Annotated in this window: 12 protein-coding genes; 2 read left to right on the forward strand and 10 right to left on the reverse strand. The window is 66.5% G+C overall.

Annotated features, from left to right (window positions below; translation table 11 throughout):
• The first annotated feature begins 36 nt into the window (after positions 1 to 36).
• Positions 37 to 1,257, forward strand: coding sequence for an MFS transporter (locus QEP15_RS14105; RefSeq protein ID WP_280147592.1), 1,221 nt, complete (start codon positions 37 to 39; stop codon positions 1,255 to 1,257).
• A 29-nt stretch (positions 1,258 to 1,286) separates the two neighbouring features.
• Here QEP15_RS14105 and cml read toward each other — a convergent pair whose 3' ends face one another.
• The 6 genes from cml to QEP15_RS14135 form a co-directional block, all read right to left on the reverse strand.
• On the reverse strand, positions 1,287 to 2,474 hold the full coding sequence (gene cml, locus QEP15_RS14110; RefSeq protein WP_425285955.1) for a CmlA/FloR family chloramphenicol efflux MFS transporter: 1,188 nt from the start codon (positions 2,472 to 2,474) through the stop codon (positions 1,287 to 1,289).
• A gap of 220 nt (positions 2,475 to 2,694) precedes the next feature.
• Positions 2,695 to 3,561: an alpha/beta hydrolase gene (locus QEP15_RS14115; protein ID WP_280147593.1), complete on the reverse strand. Its 867-nt coding sequence runs from the start codon at positions 3,559 to 3,561 to the stop codon at positions 2,695 to 2,697.
• Positions 3,558 to 4,715, reverse strand: a complete 1,158-nt coding sequence (locus QEP15_RS14120; RefSeq protein WP_280147594.1) for a glycosyltransferase family 4 protein — start codon at positions 4,713 to 4,715, stop codon at positions 3,558 to 3,560. The genes QEP15_RS14115 and QEP15_RS14120 overlap by 4 nt, the downstream gene beginning before the upstream one ends.
• On the reverse strand, positions 4,690 to 5,646 hold the full coding sequence (locus QEP15_RS14125; protein WP_280147595.1) for a glycosyltransferase family 9 protein: 957 nt from the start codon (positions 5,644 to 5,646) through the stop codon (positions 4,690 to 4,692). The genes QEP15_RS14120 and QEP15_RS14125 overlap by 26 nt, the downstream gene beginning before the upstream one ends.
• A 160-nt stretch (positions 5,647 to 5,806) precedes the next feature.
• A complete protein-coding gene (locus QEP15_RS14130) occupies positions 5,807 to 7,114 on the reverse strand; it encodes an ATP-binding protein (RefSeq protein ID WP_280147596.1) in 1,308 nt (435 codons plus the stop codon).
• The gene (locus QEP15_RS14135) at positions 7,107 to 7,808 is read right to left on the reverse strand and encodes a response regulator (protein ID WP_152385515.1); all 702 of its coding nucleotides are present in this window, start codon (positions 7,806 to 7,808) and stop codon (positions 7,107 to 7,109) included. The genes QEP15_RS14130 and QEP15_RS14135 overlap by 8 nt, the downstream gene beginning before the upstream one ends.
• A 243-nt stretch (positions 7,809 to 8,051) precedes the next feature.
• Between QEP15_RS14135 and QEP15_RS14140 the strand changes: the two genes are divergently transcribed.
• The gene (locus tag QEP15_RS14140; protein WP_280147597.1) at positions 8,052 to 8,675 is read left to right on the forward strand and encodes a glutathione S-transferase family protein; all 624 of its coding nucleotides are present in this window, start codon (positions 8,052 to 8,054) and stop codon (positions 8,673 to 8,675) included.
• Between the two features lie 46 nt (positions 8,676 to 8,721).
• On the opposite strand, the gene sodC is transcribed toward QEP15_RS14140, so the two are convergent.
• The 4 genes from sodC to QEP15_RS14160 all read right to left on the reverse strand — a co-directional run bounded on the left by sodC (position 8,722) and on the right by QEP15_RS14160 (position 13,020).
• On the reverse strand, positions 8,722 to 9,246 hold the full coding sequence (sodC, locus tag QEP15_RS14145; RefSeq protein ID WP_063951900.1) for a superoxide dismutase family protein: 525 nt from the start codon (positions 9,244 to 9,246) through the stop codon (positions 8,722 to 8,724).
• 166 nt (positions 9,247 to 9,412) lie between these two features.
• A complete protein-coding gene (locus QEP15_RS14150) occupies positions 9,413 to 10,741 on the reverse strand; it encodes a DUF445 domain-containing protein (protein ID WP_280147598.1) in 1,329 nt (442 codons plus the stop codon).
• A gap of 78 nt (positions 10,742 to 10,819) precedes the next feature.
• A complete protein-coding gene (locus tag QEP15_RS14155) occupies positions 10,820 to 12,034 on the reverse strand; it encodes an AI-2E family transporter (RefSeq protein ID WP_280147599.1) in 1,215 nt (404 codons plus the stop codon).
• Positions 12,035 to 12,087: 53 nt separating this feature from the next.
• Positions 12,088 to 13,020, reverse strand: a complete 933-nt coding sequence (locus tag QEP15_RS14160) for a LysR family transcriptional regulator (RefSeq protein ID WP_152384631.1) — start codon at positions 13,018 to 13,020, stop codon at positions 12,088 to 12,090.
• Between the last annotated feature and the right edge of the window lie 193 nt (positions 13,021 to 13,213).

Genomic DNA, 13,213 nt, shown 5'->3' on the forward strand with positions numbered 1-13,213 from the left:
CCTTGCCGTTTGCGCGGCGCCCGCCGCTCGCTTCCCATGCCTGCCCTGCCCTCCGCCTTCCGCCGCCTTGCGGCGTCGAACCTTGCCGCGCAATTCTCGGAGCAGATCGCGCTGGCGGCAGCGCCCTTGTACGCCGTGCTGACCCTGGGCGCCACCGCGGCGCAGACCGGCTATCTGCAGACCGCGCAAACGCTGCCGTTCCTGTTGCTTTCCCTGCCCGCCGGTGTGCTGGCCGACCGGATGTCGCGCCGGTCCCTCATGACTGGCGCCGAATGCGTGCGCGCGGCAAGCCTGATCGCACTGCTGACGCTTTTGTGGACGGGCGGCCTCAGCTTGCAATGGCTCGCGGCGCTGGGCTTTGCCGGGGCGGTGGGCACCGTCGCCTACAACGTCGCGGCCCCTGCGTTGGTGCCCAGGCTGGTTCCTCCTGCTGAACTGTCCAACGCCAATCGCTGGCTGGAGCTGGCGCGCAGCGCCGCCTTCTCCGCCGGTCCGGCCGCGGGCGGCGCGCTGGTCGGGTGGATGGGCGCATCCACCGCTTACGTGCTTGCCACCACGCTGTCGCTGCTGGCCGCCGTGTTTCTTGCCGGCCTGCCGCAAGATGCGCCCAAGCCCGCCATGCGGCGCCATCCGCTGACCGAACTGCGCGAAGGCGCGGCATTCGTCGTCACGCATCCCTTGTTGCGCCCGGTCCTATTGACCGCCCTCTTCTTCAATACCGCGTGGTTTGTCCTGCTGGCCATCTATGTTGCGTACGCCGTGGACCGGCTGGGCTTGTCGGCCGCGGGTGTCGGCATCACGCTGGGCATCTACGGCGCGGGGATGCTGGCCGGCGCGCTGGCGGCACCGTGGCTCGCGCGCCGGCTGTCGTTCGGCGCGATGATCGGCGCGGGACCGCTATCCGCATTGCTGGCCAGCATCATCCTGCTGACGACGCTGGTCTTTCCGTCGGGCGCCTGGGCGGCCGCGGGCTTCTTCCTGTTCGGCGCAGGGCCCATCCTGTGGACCATCACCACGACCACCCTGCGCCAATCGGTTACGCCCAACGCCTTGCTGGGCCGTGTGTCATCCGTCATCGTGACGGCCAACTTCGGCGCTCGGCCCGTTGGCGCACTGATCGGCGCCACCCTGGCTGCGAAATTCGGCGTGGAAGCCTGCCTCTGGGTGTCGACCGCCGGCTTCTTCATCCAGTTCGCCGTGCTGTTCACGTCGCCGGTGCTGCGGTTGGAAAGGCAGCCGGAGCCGGTGACGTCCTGAGGCCGGGGGAAGTCTTGAGGTTGCGGCCGTCATCGGCGCTTCAGGACGGCATGTCCCGCCAGGCTGAAGCAGCCCATGACAAGGCAATACGCCACCAATGGCCAGACCGTATCGCCATCCAGTATCAGCACCACCAACGTCCCCAAGCCGCCGACGATCACGCTCTGGATGCCGTAGTACAGCGCCACCGCCATCCCGGCCACGTCCGAGAAGCCTTCGAGTGCGCCGTTGGCCGTTACGCCGGCCACCATCACAATGCCCACGGCGATCAGCCACATGGGTAGGACGACGGCGGTGAACCCGGGCGGAATCAGCCCCGATGACAGCGCCAGCACACCCGCCCCGCCTGCGATGACCCAGACGCCACGGACGAAGCAGCCGGCAATGCCCCACCGGTTGACCAACGTCCCGATGAAGCGTGTCGCGAAAATCATGACCAGCGCGACTGACGAGAAGGCCAGGCTGAATGCCAGTTGGCCCCACCCCGCCCTGCCGATCAATATGCGCGGCGCAATCGAGAAGAACACGAAAAACGCGCCCATCGCGGTTGCAAACCCGCCGGTATAGACCCAGAAGGACAGGCTGCCGAGAATGGTCAGGACACGCCGGCCTTGCGGCGCGCCAGCCGCCGGACGGGTCTCCGGCCATCGCAGCCAGGCATGGATAAGCGCAAGCGACGCCAATACGCCCAGCGAGAGAAAGATCGCGCGCCAGCCCCACGCAAGCGCGACGATCGCCCCAAGTATCGGCCCGACCGCCGGCACGAACGCCAGCATCGCGCTGAACAATCCGTAGATGCTGGCGCCTTCCGGCCGGTCCGCGTAGACATCGCGGACCGTGGCAAACACGGCCACCAGCGCTGCCGATGCACCCAGCGCCTGCAGGATCCGCAGGCCGAGAAACGTGTGGCCCCCACTAACGCCCGCCAGCAGGAAGGACGCCACGGCAAACGTCGCCGCGCCGCCCAGCACGACCGGCCGCCGGCCAACTCTGTCCGACAACGGCCCGAATATCAACTGGCCCACACCCAGCACCAGCATGTAAAGGGTCAGCGTCAATTGAATGAGCGCGGGACCGGCGCCCAACGCGGCCGGCATCGACGGCACTACCGGCAAATAAATGTCCATGGCCAACGATGCGAGCAGATCGAAGGGGACCATCAGGACCAGGGAATATGACAGGGAATACGCCCACGCAGGCGCAGATTTGACAGGCATGAGAAAGCCTCCGCACAGAAAAATAATCTGGCGGCGATCTGCCTGCTTTGACCTGAATGAAGATCGAGGAGTGACCGCCGCAACAACGATTGATAACGTCGTTGCGGCTCAGCGATCCGTGGAGGGGCCTGCTCCCATGTGCGTGCTTCTTGAAAGGGCTACGGGCAACATTCTAACTTTCCGCGGTTGCGCAACATGTCGGTTCCTGCGAAACCCGCGATCAAGGCCAAGCAATCCCGCTGACGAACGCCGTGGCCCGCGAGACAACATCGCCGCATCCGCGGCCCATCGTGATCACATGCTCACGGTCTGCCAGCAGCTGCAAGTGCACATTCGTGTTGCGCGCCGTTTTCGCGATCTCGAACGCGCCGGATACGGTCGCGACGTCGTCGTGCCGTGCATGGATAACGAGGCACGGCGCTCGCACCATGTCCATCCGGCGCCGTACCGCGGCCGCCAGCTTACGCATCTGGCCCAGCGCCCCCAACGGCGTGCCAGGCAAGCCCGCGCGGCGCAGCCGTCCCGGCACCGCGCGATGCCGGGCGATGCCCAGCATACGCAACACCGGCAGCAGGAAGGCCGTGCTTGCCCGGCGCGGACCCGCACGGTCGTCATGACGGAGCACGGGCGATAACGCCAGGACGCCGGCTACGTGGAACGGCCGCTCCTGCGCCAGGGCAAGGGCCAGCACGGCGCCCGTGGCGATTCCGCCGACGACGATGCGATCGGTCCGGCAGGCCAGCATGTCTGCCCCCCGGCGCACGCTGGCCAGCCAATCCATCCACCCTGCGCCGGCCAATTCTTGCAGCGACCCGCAATGGCCCGCCAGCTTGACCGCCATGACGCTGTAGCCCTGTTCATTCAGACCGCGCGCCAGTTCGTGCATTTCCCAGGGTGCGCCGCCCAGACGGTGGATCAGCAGGATTCCCGTGCGCGCGCGCTCGCCCTGGCCCACAAGCAACTGCTCGCCGGCCTGGGGCGCCAACGGCGGCAGCGGGCCGTCGCATGCCGTCGCCGTCCGGATGACGGACGTCGCGCACGGGTCCGGACACGCCGCCACCTTGCAGACCCTGTCGATCGTGGTCATGCCGACGCCCCGCCGCGCTGATAGCGTTCGGGCGGCAAGCGTGCGCCCACGGCGACGCGATACGCCTCAAGCGTGCGGAACATCTTTTCTCCCAGGCGCAGATGCGCATCTGCGAACGCCCGCGCGTTGGCCACAATGGTCTGCGCATGCCACGGCCGGTTCCGGATCTGCAGGATGCAGTCGGCATACGCCGCGACGTCACCGGGCGCGGCAAGCCAGCCGGTACGGCCCGGCACGACGATCTCCGGCAGCCCACCCACATTGCTGGCAACGACGGGCCGCTCGCCGGCGAAGGACTCGGGCACGATGCGCGACCAGGCTTCGGTTGCGGACGGAACCAGCACCACGTCCGCGGCGCGGATCATGTCGGGCACGTCGGTCCGGTGACCTGCAAACACAACATGCTCCGCGATGCCCAGATCCACGGCCAGGCGGTACAGCGAATACGCATAGGGTTGTGTGCGCGCGGTTGCCATGCCCACGACCAGGGCCACCGCGGGCACGCCTTGAATGCGCAGGCGTTGCACCACGTGAAGCAGATCGGCCTGGCCTTTCTCCGGGCGCAGCATCCCCACGGTAGCGATGACGTAAGACGCCTTGGGCACCGGTATCCCCAAGCCGCGACGGATCCGCAGGATGGCATCCGTCGCGTCACCGGACCGAAAGAACGCGTCGCCGGCCCACTCCCCGACCACGCTGATCCGGTCGTCCGGCACCAGCCGGGCCGCCAGCAGTTCTTGTTTGCCGACGTCGCTGGTGGCGATGACGTGGTCGCAGCCGAGTTTCCATTCCAGCCGGCGGCGCAAGGATGAACGCATGGGCTTGGCAAAATGACGCGTGCGCACGACGGCACACAGATCCCGGCACAGCGCGGCCGTCTTGGCGTCGGCGCGGCTATGGCTATCGATGACCTGGATGCGCATCGCCTGGACGGCCCGGCGCAGCGCCAGGACGGTCCTGGGCGAGTAGGCAGGGTTGAAGTCAATATCCACGGTCGTCAGCTTGCGCTCGCGCGCGGCGTGACTCACGGCGCTGCCCGAGGGCGACGCAATGGCGACTTCGTAGCCGTGAAGGTGCAGCCAGCTCGCCTGCTCCAGCGTGCGGAATTCCAATCCGCCCAGACTGCGCTCAGCCAGCGTGTGCAGTATGCGCATGATGATCCAATACATTCAGACAGGCCGCCAGCACTTCGCCGGGCGTGATCGAGTTGATGCCGCTTGGCGGATGCCGCGGCACCACGAACGCCGAACCGCGCCGGCGCCAGAACCACTCGGGATTCGCTTCGTTGAAAACGCCCACATACGGCACGCAAGCGCCTTGCGCGATGTGCGAAGGGCCGCAATCGTTGGCCACCACCAGCCGCGCGCGCAGCATGATGGCGCTCAGCTCGGCGATGGGCCGGCAATAGGCAATGGAGAAGTCGGGCCGCTGCATCGCGCGCAGGGCATCCCGCTCCGCGCCTTCCTGCTGGCCCAGCACAAAGAGAAAGCGGGTGCCGGCGCCCAGCAGCGGTTTCAGCCTGTCGGCCAGCCGCAGGTAGTTCGACAGGCTCCAGCGCTTGAAGTCGCCGGCGCCGCCCCCGGGAATCATCACCACGTCGCCGCCCAACGGCACGCGCAGGTGCGGACGCGCCAGCGTATAGAAACAGGCGCGAGTCGCCCCTTCCAGGTCGAATGGCCGGTACGACGCCAGCAAGCGCAGATTGGCCTGGCCGATGTATTCGGTGATGTCCTTGCGATGGCAATGCGTCCAGGCCACGTCGCTGAATCGGGCATTGCGAAAGCCCAACCGGATCGCCGGACGGCGCAGCAGATTGACCACGCCGAATCGCTCGCTGCTGTGATGCAGGCTGACGGACATGCGGGTCTCGGATCTCAGGCTGCGCAGGTAATCGATGAATGTCGAGGCACGTACGAACTCGTCGACCCACGGCAGCGCCCGGTAGAAATTGCCCACGTCGTCACGGGCGACCACCTTCAGCCGGCGCGATGGCCACCATGTCTTGAGCTGATACAGCGTTGGCATGGCGACGATCTGGTCGCCCAGCTGCGGCTGGCTTCTGACATACACAACGATCTCCGACACCTGCGGCCTCCGTATTGACGGCCAGTTGGCCGATGGCCGGCAATGTATCGGGAGGCGTCAGGCAAATTTCCCGGATCTCTTTAACAATTGTGAAGAAGCATTAAGCGGCCCGGCATACCACTGCACAACGCCGGCGGCCGCGCGCGGCGGGCGGGTCGGATCAGGCCGCTTGCCAGCGAATCACGAAGCGGGCGCCGCCCAGCGGGCTCTCGGACACCAGCGCCTCGCCGTTGTGCCATCGCGCCACGCGGCGCACAATCGCCAGGCCCAGCCCGGTACCGCCAGTGCCGCGCGCTCGGCTTTCGTCGAGCCGGATGAAGGGATCGAACACGCGCTCGCGGTCGGCGGGCGGCACGCCCGGCCCGTCGTCGTCCACCGTCAGCACGTACTGCCGTGGCGCGGGGCTGGCAAGTCCGACCTGCACCTGCCCGCCGGCGTGGCGGATGGCGTTCTGCAGCAGGTTGAGCAAGGCGCGCGTCATGTAGCGCGGGTGCAGCCGCACGTCGCCTGCATCGCAGTGCGTCACCACGCACTGCACCCCCGACAATTCGGCCTCGAACGACGCATGCTGCACAACGGAATCGAGCCACCCGCGGGCGTCCTGGGCTTGAAGCGGAATGTCGTCGCTCTTGTGTTCCAGGCGGGCGTACATCAGCAATTCCGACGCCATGCTGTCCAGCTCGGCGACATCGTTCTTCATGTCCTCGACCAGTCGCCGGCGCGCCGCGGGATCGGCCTCTTGCTCGATCATGTCCAGCTCGAACGACAAGCGGGCGATGGGCGTGCGCAGTTCGTGCGATACCGCGTTGGTCAGTTCGCGCTGATTGCTGATCAGCGCGCTGATGCGTTCGGACATCTGGTTGAAGGTGTCGCCCAGCCCACGGATGCTGGAAAACCGCGACAGCTGGGCGCGCACCCGCAGGTCGCCCTGCCCCATCCGCTGCGCGGCGGTCTTCAGCGCCTCCAGGTCGCGCCAGACCGGCAGCGCCCACACCAGCATGAAGGCGCACAACAGCACGCCCAGGGCAGCGTAGATTGCAACGATCACCCACGTGCCGACGAGCGGCTCGGGCGGCAGCTTGACCATCAGCCACTGTGCGCCCGGGCCCGGTATGGCGGCCACGAAGCTCATCAGGTTGTCGCGCAGGAAGAACCCGCCCGCATCGATGGTGCGCCGCTCATCGCGGGTCAGCGCGAAATCCGCCGCGTTGTAGTCGGCCGGCTCCAGCACCTGCAACGCCAGTCCGTAATGCGGCGCCAGCGTGTTGCGCACGTAGTCGGGGCGCGCGTCCGGCGCCACGTGGGCCAGCTCCTGCTTCAGGCTATGCAACTGGCCTCGGACAGCTTCGCGCGTGTAATTGGCCGTCTCCGACTCAAAAAGATAGTTTGCCGCCCGGTCGACGACTTCGTTGGACAGCACGAAGCCAATGGCCAGCACCACGAAGATGCGCAGGACGAACTTAAGCATCGTCCTGCTCGTGACCCTTGGGCGAGAACAGGTAACCCTTGCCCCAAATGGTCTTGATGCGGGCCGGATCCCGCGGATCGTCATCGAGCTTGCGGCGCAATTTGCTGATGCACACATCCACGGTGCGATCCAGCCCATTGAATTCGACGCCGCGCACCGCGTTCAGCAGATCGTCGCGCGTCAACACCTGCCCAGCCTGGCTGGCAAGCGCCCAGAGCATTTCAAATTCCAGTGTCGTCAGGTCGACCTCGACCCCGGCCACCATCACCGCGCGCGTCTGGCGGTCGATGGACAGCGCGCCGAAATCCAGGCGTTCAGGCTGCAGCTCGGTCTGGTTGTGGCGCCGCATCAAGGCGCGGATCCGCGCCAGCAGGACGCGCGGTTCCACGGGCTTGATGACGTAATCGTCCGCGCCGGACTCCAGGCCCAGGATGTGATCCAGGTCGTCTTCGCGCGCCGTCAGCATCAGGATCGGCGCAGTCGAGAACGCACGCAGGTCGCGGCAGACCTGCAAGCCGTCGCGGCCCGGCAGCATCAGGTCCAGGATGGTGATGGCCGGCTCGTGGCGGCGGAACGCATCCACCGCGTGATCGCCGCGATAAGCCTGGGCGACATTGAAACCGTGTTGTTCCAGAAACTGCGCGATCAGGCGCGCCAGCTTCGTATCGTCTTCGACTAACAGGGCCTTGGTCATGGTGGGTAGACAGAGGTTCATGCACCGTCACAGTGCAATGGCGCGGCAAGCATACACCGAAGCCCGCCCGAGGCCGCGTGCGCGACGCCGGCTCCCCACGCTTACCGGTGCAGCCGGCCTCGTGTGGTTTGACGGACTTCTGTTCTGGCTGCGCATTCCCCGATCTGTATCTGGCGGTGGCCCTTGCCGCCCGCTAGACTGCGGCGATCCTGTACTTCCGAACGCCCCGCCGGGCTGGCTGCCATGCTGAAAATTCTGGGTAAGGCCTCGTCCATCAACGTGCGCAAAGTGCTGTGGACGTGTGCCGAGCTGAACCTGCCCTTCGATCGCGAAGACTGGGGCAGCGGTTTCCGGCCAACGTCCGATCCGCAATTTTTGGCGTGCAATCCGAATGCGATGGTGCCGGTGATCCAGGATGGCGACTTCGTGCTGTGGGAGTCCAACACCATCATCCGCTATCTGGCGGGCCAGTATGACGGGCGGCATCTTTATCCGGCCGAGCCCAAGGCGCGGGCCCGGGTGGATCAGTGGATGGATTGGCAGGCAACGGACCTGAACCGGTCCTGGAGCTACGCGTTCATGGCGTTGGCCCGGCAGTCGCCTGCGCACCAGGACGCCGCTGCCATCGACGCGTCGTGCAAGGAATGGGCGCGATTCATGGGGATCCTGGACCAACGCCTTGCCGACACCCGGGCGTACGTGGCGGGCGACACCTTCACGCTGGCCGACATTCCCGTTGGGCTGTCCGTGAACCGCTGGTTCGAGACGCCCTTCAGCAAGCCCGCGCTGCCGTCGGTGGCGGCCTATTACGACCGCCTGGCCGAGCGCGACGGCTACCGGCAGTACGGCCGCAACGGGACGGCCTGAGAACGGGGCGAGACCGGCGCCGGCCGGGCCGGCGCAGTCATCCTTGCTACTTCACGACGCCGCAAACCAGGCGTCCGCCCCCGCCGCCCAGCGGCTCGGGCTTATCGCTGTAGTTGTCGCCGCCCGCGTGGATCATCAGCGCGTGCCCCTTTACGTCGGCCAGCTTCAGATGCGGCGCCAGTACGGTTTTCGTCGCGCTGCCGTCGGCCGCAACGGTGAGGAATGGCAGGTCGCCCTGGTGTCCGTCGGTAGCCATCGGTCCCTTGTGGGCCTTGGTGCCCTTCGGGTCCAGATGGCCGCCCGCGCCGCCACCCGGGGCGGTCTTGCCGTTCACCATGCCCGGCTCGCAGGAGCCTTTTTCGTGGACATGGAAACCCCGCTCGCCCGGCGGCAGGCCTTTGAGGTGCGGCGTGAATTGCAGCCCCTCCTTGGTGTCTTTCAAGGTGATGGTGCCGGCGCTCTTGCCCACGCCTTCTGGCGTCAGGAACGACATCGAGACGTCTTCGGCCAGCGCCGCGCTGGACGCGCCCGCCAAAGCCAGCGCCGTGACAAGCATCGAGAATTTCTTCATGAATTGCCTCCTGGAAAGATGCCCGCGAACTGCGGGCGGCCAACGGAGCGAGACGCGCGCCTCGCGCGATGGGTGGCGCCAATGAAGATAGCACCGGCGCCGGGCGGTCCGCCAGCAAACTTCATTCCTGATACAAGGTTTGACACGGCGTAGGACACCGCGCCGTTTATCCGTTCACCAGCAGGATCACCGCGTGCAGCAGCACGCCGATCAGCCCCCCGACCAGCGTGCCGTTAAAGCGGATGTATTGCAGGTCGCGCCCCACGCTGAGCTCAAGTTCATCGACCAAATGGCGCTCGTCCCAATTCTTGACGGTGCGTGAAATGTGCTCGGTGACGCCCACGCGCAGCCGGCCGGTCAGCCGCCGCGCGCCGCCCAGGATGTGGTTGTTGATGGCCTCGCGCAGCCTCGGGTCTTCGCCCAGCTTGCGGGCCAGCGCCAGCAGCGCGCTTTCCAGGTGCGCGGCCAGCGCGGAGTGTTCGTCCGCCAAGTCGCGCCGCAGCGCCGCATGGATGTCGTCCCACAGACCCTGGACATACTCCTGGACCTTGGGATGGTCGATGGCCCGCTGCTTCAGCGCTTCGACCTGGCCGGCCAGGGCGGGATCCGTCTTCAGACGTTCGATGTAGTTCATCACCCAGGCCTCGTAGTCCCGGCGCACTGGATGATCGGGCTGGGACAGCACATCGCGCAGCTCTTCGACCAGCGCGCGCGCCAGGCGGTCGGCCAGGTTGTCGGCGATGTTGTCGACGGACTTGACCACGTCGACAGCGGCGATGATGCGCGGCCATTCCTTGCGGGCGAACTTCACGAGCAGCGTCGATGCCCGCTCCTTGACGTCTTCCTCGGCCAGATAGCCGCCCAGGCGTTCCAGCGCGGCGTCCAGCAATTCCTGGTGCCGCCCGTCGCGGGTCAAGAGGCCCAGGACCTCGCCCGCCGTGGCGGCCGCGTCCCAGCGGCGCAGATTGCTGACCACGATCTCCTGGATGACGCCCCGCACGGCGCGGTCGTCCAGCAGGTCCAGCGTTTGCAACGCCACCCGGCGCGCGCCGTCGCTCAGGGCGCGGGCCTGGGCGGGCCGCGCCAGCCAGCGGCTGAGCCGCGCGGCGGGGTCGAAGACGCGCAGCTTCTCGATCAGGGTATCGGGGTCCAGGAAGTGATCGCGCACAAACACCGCCAGGCTGTCGCCAATACGGTCCTTGTTGCTGGGGATGATGGCGGTGTGCGGAATGGGCAGGCCCATGGGCCGCCGGAACAGCGCCACCACGGCGAACCAGTCGGCCAGCGCGCCCACGGTGGCGGCCTCGCAAAAGGCGCGCACCCATGCCCACGCGCCCTGCCCGCCCATGACATGGCTGGTGATGAAGCCGCTGACCATGGCCGCCAGCAGCGCCAGCGCCGCGATCTTCATGCGGCGCAATTGCGTGCGCCGCGCATCCAGGGATGGCGCGGCGCGCACGCCGGAGAGCCGGTCGGAACGGAAAGTGTCGGTCATGGAGAATCCGGTGATTCGAGGTGCAAGCATACCAATCGCACGCCGCCCGGCCATTGCGGCCGGGCCTGCCCGAAAGGCCTACTCGCTCAGGAACTCGGACAATGCCTCCAGCCCTTCGATATGGTCGGAAACCACCTTTGCGATGAACGCAATGGGCACCGACAGCAGCGTGCCCCAGATGCCCCACAGCCACGTGAAGAGAAGCAGCACGATGAACACGGCGACGGCGTTCATGCGGGCGATCCGCCCCGACATCCAGGTGGTGACGAGCACGCCGATCAAGAGCGCGATCGCGACCGAACTCATCGAGATCGCCAGCGCCGGGCCAAGTTCTCCGAACTGGACCAGGCCGGCAATGCCCGTGCCGACCGCCGTCATCAGCGGACCGAAGTAAGGAATGATGTGCAGCGCGCCGGCCACCACCGCCCACGTCGCGGCGTTTTCCAGCCCGAGCCAGCGAAACGCCACCCACGACAGCAGACCCAGCGCCACGTTGGTCACCAGCATCATCGCCATGTACATGTGGATGGAGTTGTTGATCTGGTCCAGCATGTGCACGCTGATCTTCTTCTGCGACAGCGTATTGCCCGCCATCTTCACGAACTTGCGCTTGAACGCGTTGCCCGACAGCAGCAGGAAAAAGACCAGGAACACGCACATGGTCGCCTGCCCTACGAAGGTCGCCAGGCCTTTCGAGCCCCACAGCAAGATGTCGCTCAGGCCCGCGTCCGGGTTGGCGACGACGACCCGCCCGCCTGCCTTGGGCGCGCCGGATTCCTGCAGAATGCTTGCTGCATTGCGCAATTTTTCCAGGAACGACCCGTCCCCGCTCAACAGGCCGCCCAGCGTGCGGGACAGCTTGCTCGATATCTCGGGCAACGCATTGATGATGTCGGTGACCTGGTCCTTCGTGAAATAGATCACACAGCCTATTCCGAACGCGATGGCGCCCATGACGACCACCGTGCCCAGCGACCGGGGCACGCGGTACCTTTCAAGCATTGCCACCACGGGGTCCAGGGTGTAGGCGACCACGATCGCCATCACCACCGGCACGATGAATTCTTGCGCAGCCTTCAGGCCGAACAGCACCGCCAGCACCGTTAGCGTCACGAGGCAAAAGCCGCTGACGCGCACGAGCGGTGTCGGCGCGGGCGGCTTGATAAGGCCGGCGTCCTGGGCCGTGACCTTTTCTTCTGGCGGTTCGGGTTTATCGTCGGCCGGCGGGGCCGTCACCGGCTCCGGGCCCTGCCTCGGCGTCGAGGTGTCCACTGGCGTCGCGCTGTCCATCATTCCCCTCACATCCAATTTGCGAAGGCCTTCAGCAAGTCTCGTGCCCGCGCGGTTCAACCAGGGCTTACCGCCAGCAGACCGGGTTCGCCGTCATGCCGCCGCTGCGCGCGTTCGAGGATGAATTCGATCATCATCGCCAGCGCGCGCGGATGATGGCGGTTGGGCATGTACAGCATATACATGCCGCGCCCGAAAATGCTCAACCGCCAGTCCGTCAGCGCCGGTAACAGCTCGCCGCGCGCGATGTCTTCATGCACCACGTAATCCGGAACCACACCCACGCCCAACCCCGCGCGGATGGCGTCGCGCAGGAAGGCGTAGTTGCGGGAAATGACGGTGGGTTCCAGCACCACATGCTGGCGGGGCTGGCCGCCGTAGTAGGCAGACAGGCGCAGCGGCCGCCCGATCACGGCGGCGCTGATGACGGGCGTGCCGGCCAGGTCTTCCGGCCGCTGCGGCAGGCCGCGGCTTGCCGCATAGTCGGGGGACGCGCAGGCCACGTAGCGCACCTGCCCCAGTTCGCGAGCGACCAGATGCTGCGGCGGGTCGGACATGATGCGCACGGCGATGTCGACCTCGTCGCGCAGCAGGTCTTCGACGCTGTTCTCGAACAGCACGTCCAGCACGATGTCGGGGTAGGTCTTCTTGAATTCCAGCAGCCAGGGCGTCATCACGAACTGCCCGTACCCGCTGGGCACGCTCAGGCGCACCTTTCCCTGCGGCGTTTTGCCCAGCGTTTCGATCGACTCGCGCGCGGCCGCCAGTTCGTCCTGAATGCTGCGGCCGTGCTTGTACAGCTTCAGGCCAATCTCGGTGGGCTCCACGCGCCGGGTCGTGCGCCGCACGAGCTGCATGCCCACCGATCGCTCGAGCTGGCTCAGGTGATAGCTGACGTTGGCCCGCGTCATTTTCAGGCGGCGCGCGGCTTCGCTGAGATTGCCCGCGTCCAGGATTTCGACCAGCAGGGTGAGGGATTTGGTGTCCATGACGGCGCTCCTTGCCGTGCATTGTCAAATTTTCTTATCCGGAGTGTCAATTATCGATGCCATTGTCAAGACATCTTTGCTGGGAAAGAATAAAGCCATAACAGACGGGCCACGCCTGGCCCGCCCCAGGCTCCGCTCGCGCAGCCGTCGGCGCTCCGGCATGCCGGCGCGGCGCGCGAGCCGGAAGCCATTA

Origin of the sequence: Achromobacter mucicolens (genome assembly GCF_029866465.1) — a bacterium.
Lineage (GTDB): Bacteria > Pseudomonadota > Gammaproteobacteria > Burkholderiales > Burkholderiaceae_B > Achromobacter > Achromobacter mucicolens.

Bases quoted from the DNA above. Each gene is read 5' to 3' on its own strand.
- QEP15_RS14120 (WP_280147594.1), bottom strand. From the start codon at position 4,715: ATGCGCATACTGCACACGCTGGCTGAGCGCAGTCTGGGCGGATTGGAA.
- cml (WP_425285955.1), bottom strand. From the start codon at position 2,474: ATGCCTGTCAAATCTGCGCCTGCGTGGGCGTATTCCCTGTCATATTCC.
- QEP15_RS14130 (WP_280147596.1), bottom strand. From the start codon at position 7,114: ATGCTTAAGTTCGTCCTGCGCATCTTCGTGGTGCTGGCCATTGGCTTC.
- QEP15_RS14150 (WP_280147598.1), bottom strand. From the start codon at position 10,741: ATGACCGACACTTTCCGTTCCGACCGGCTCTCCGGCGTGCGCGCCGCG.
- QEP15_RS14140 (WP_280147597.1), top strand. From the start codon at position 8,052: ATGCTGAAAATTCTGGGTAAGGCCTCGTCCATCAACGTGCGCAAAGTG.
- QEP15_RS14160 (WP_152384631.1), bottom strand. From the start codon at position 13,020: ATGGACACCAAATCCCTCACCCTGCTGGTCGAAATCCTGGACGCGGGC.
- QEP15_RS14135 (WP_152385515.1), bottom strand. From the start codon at position 7,808: ATGACCAAGGCCCTGTTAGTCGAAGACGATACGAAGCTGGCGCGCCTG.
- sodC (WP_063951900.1), bottom strand. From the start codon at position 9,246: ATGAAGAAATTCTCGATGCTTGTCACGGCGCTGGCTTTGGCGGGCGCG.
- QEP15_RS14115 (WP_280147593.1), bottom strand. From the start codon at position 3,561: ATGACCACGATCGACAGGGTCTGCAAGGTGGCGGCGTGTCCGGACCCG.
- QEP15_RS14155 (WP_280147599.1), bottom strand. From the start codon at position 12,034: ATGATGGACAGCGCGACGCCAGTGGACACCTCGACGCCGAGGCAGGGC.
- QEP15_RS14105 (WP_280147592.1), top strand. From the start codon at position 37: ATGCCTGCCCTGCCCTCCGCCTTCCGCCGCCTTGCGGCGTCGAACCTT.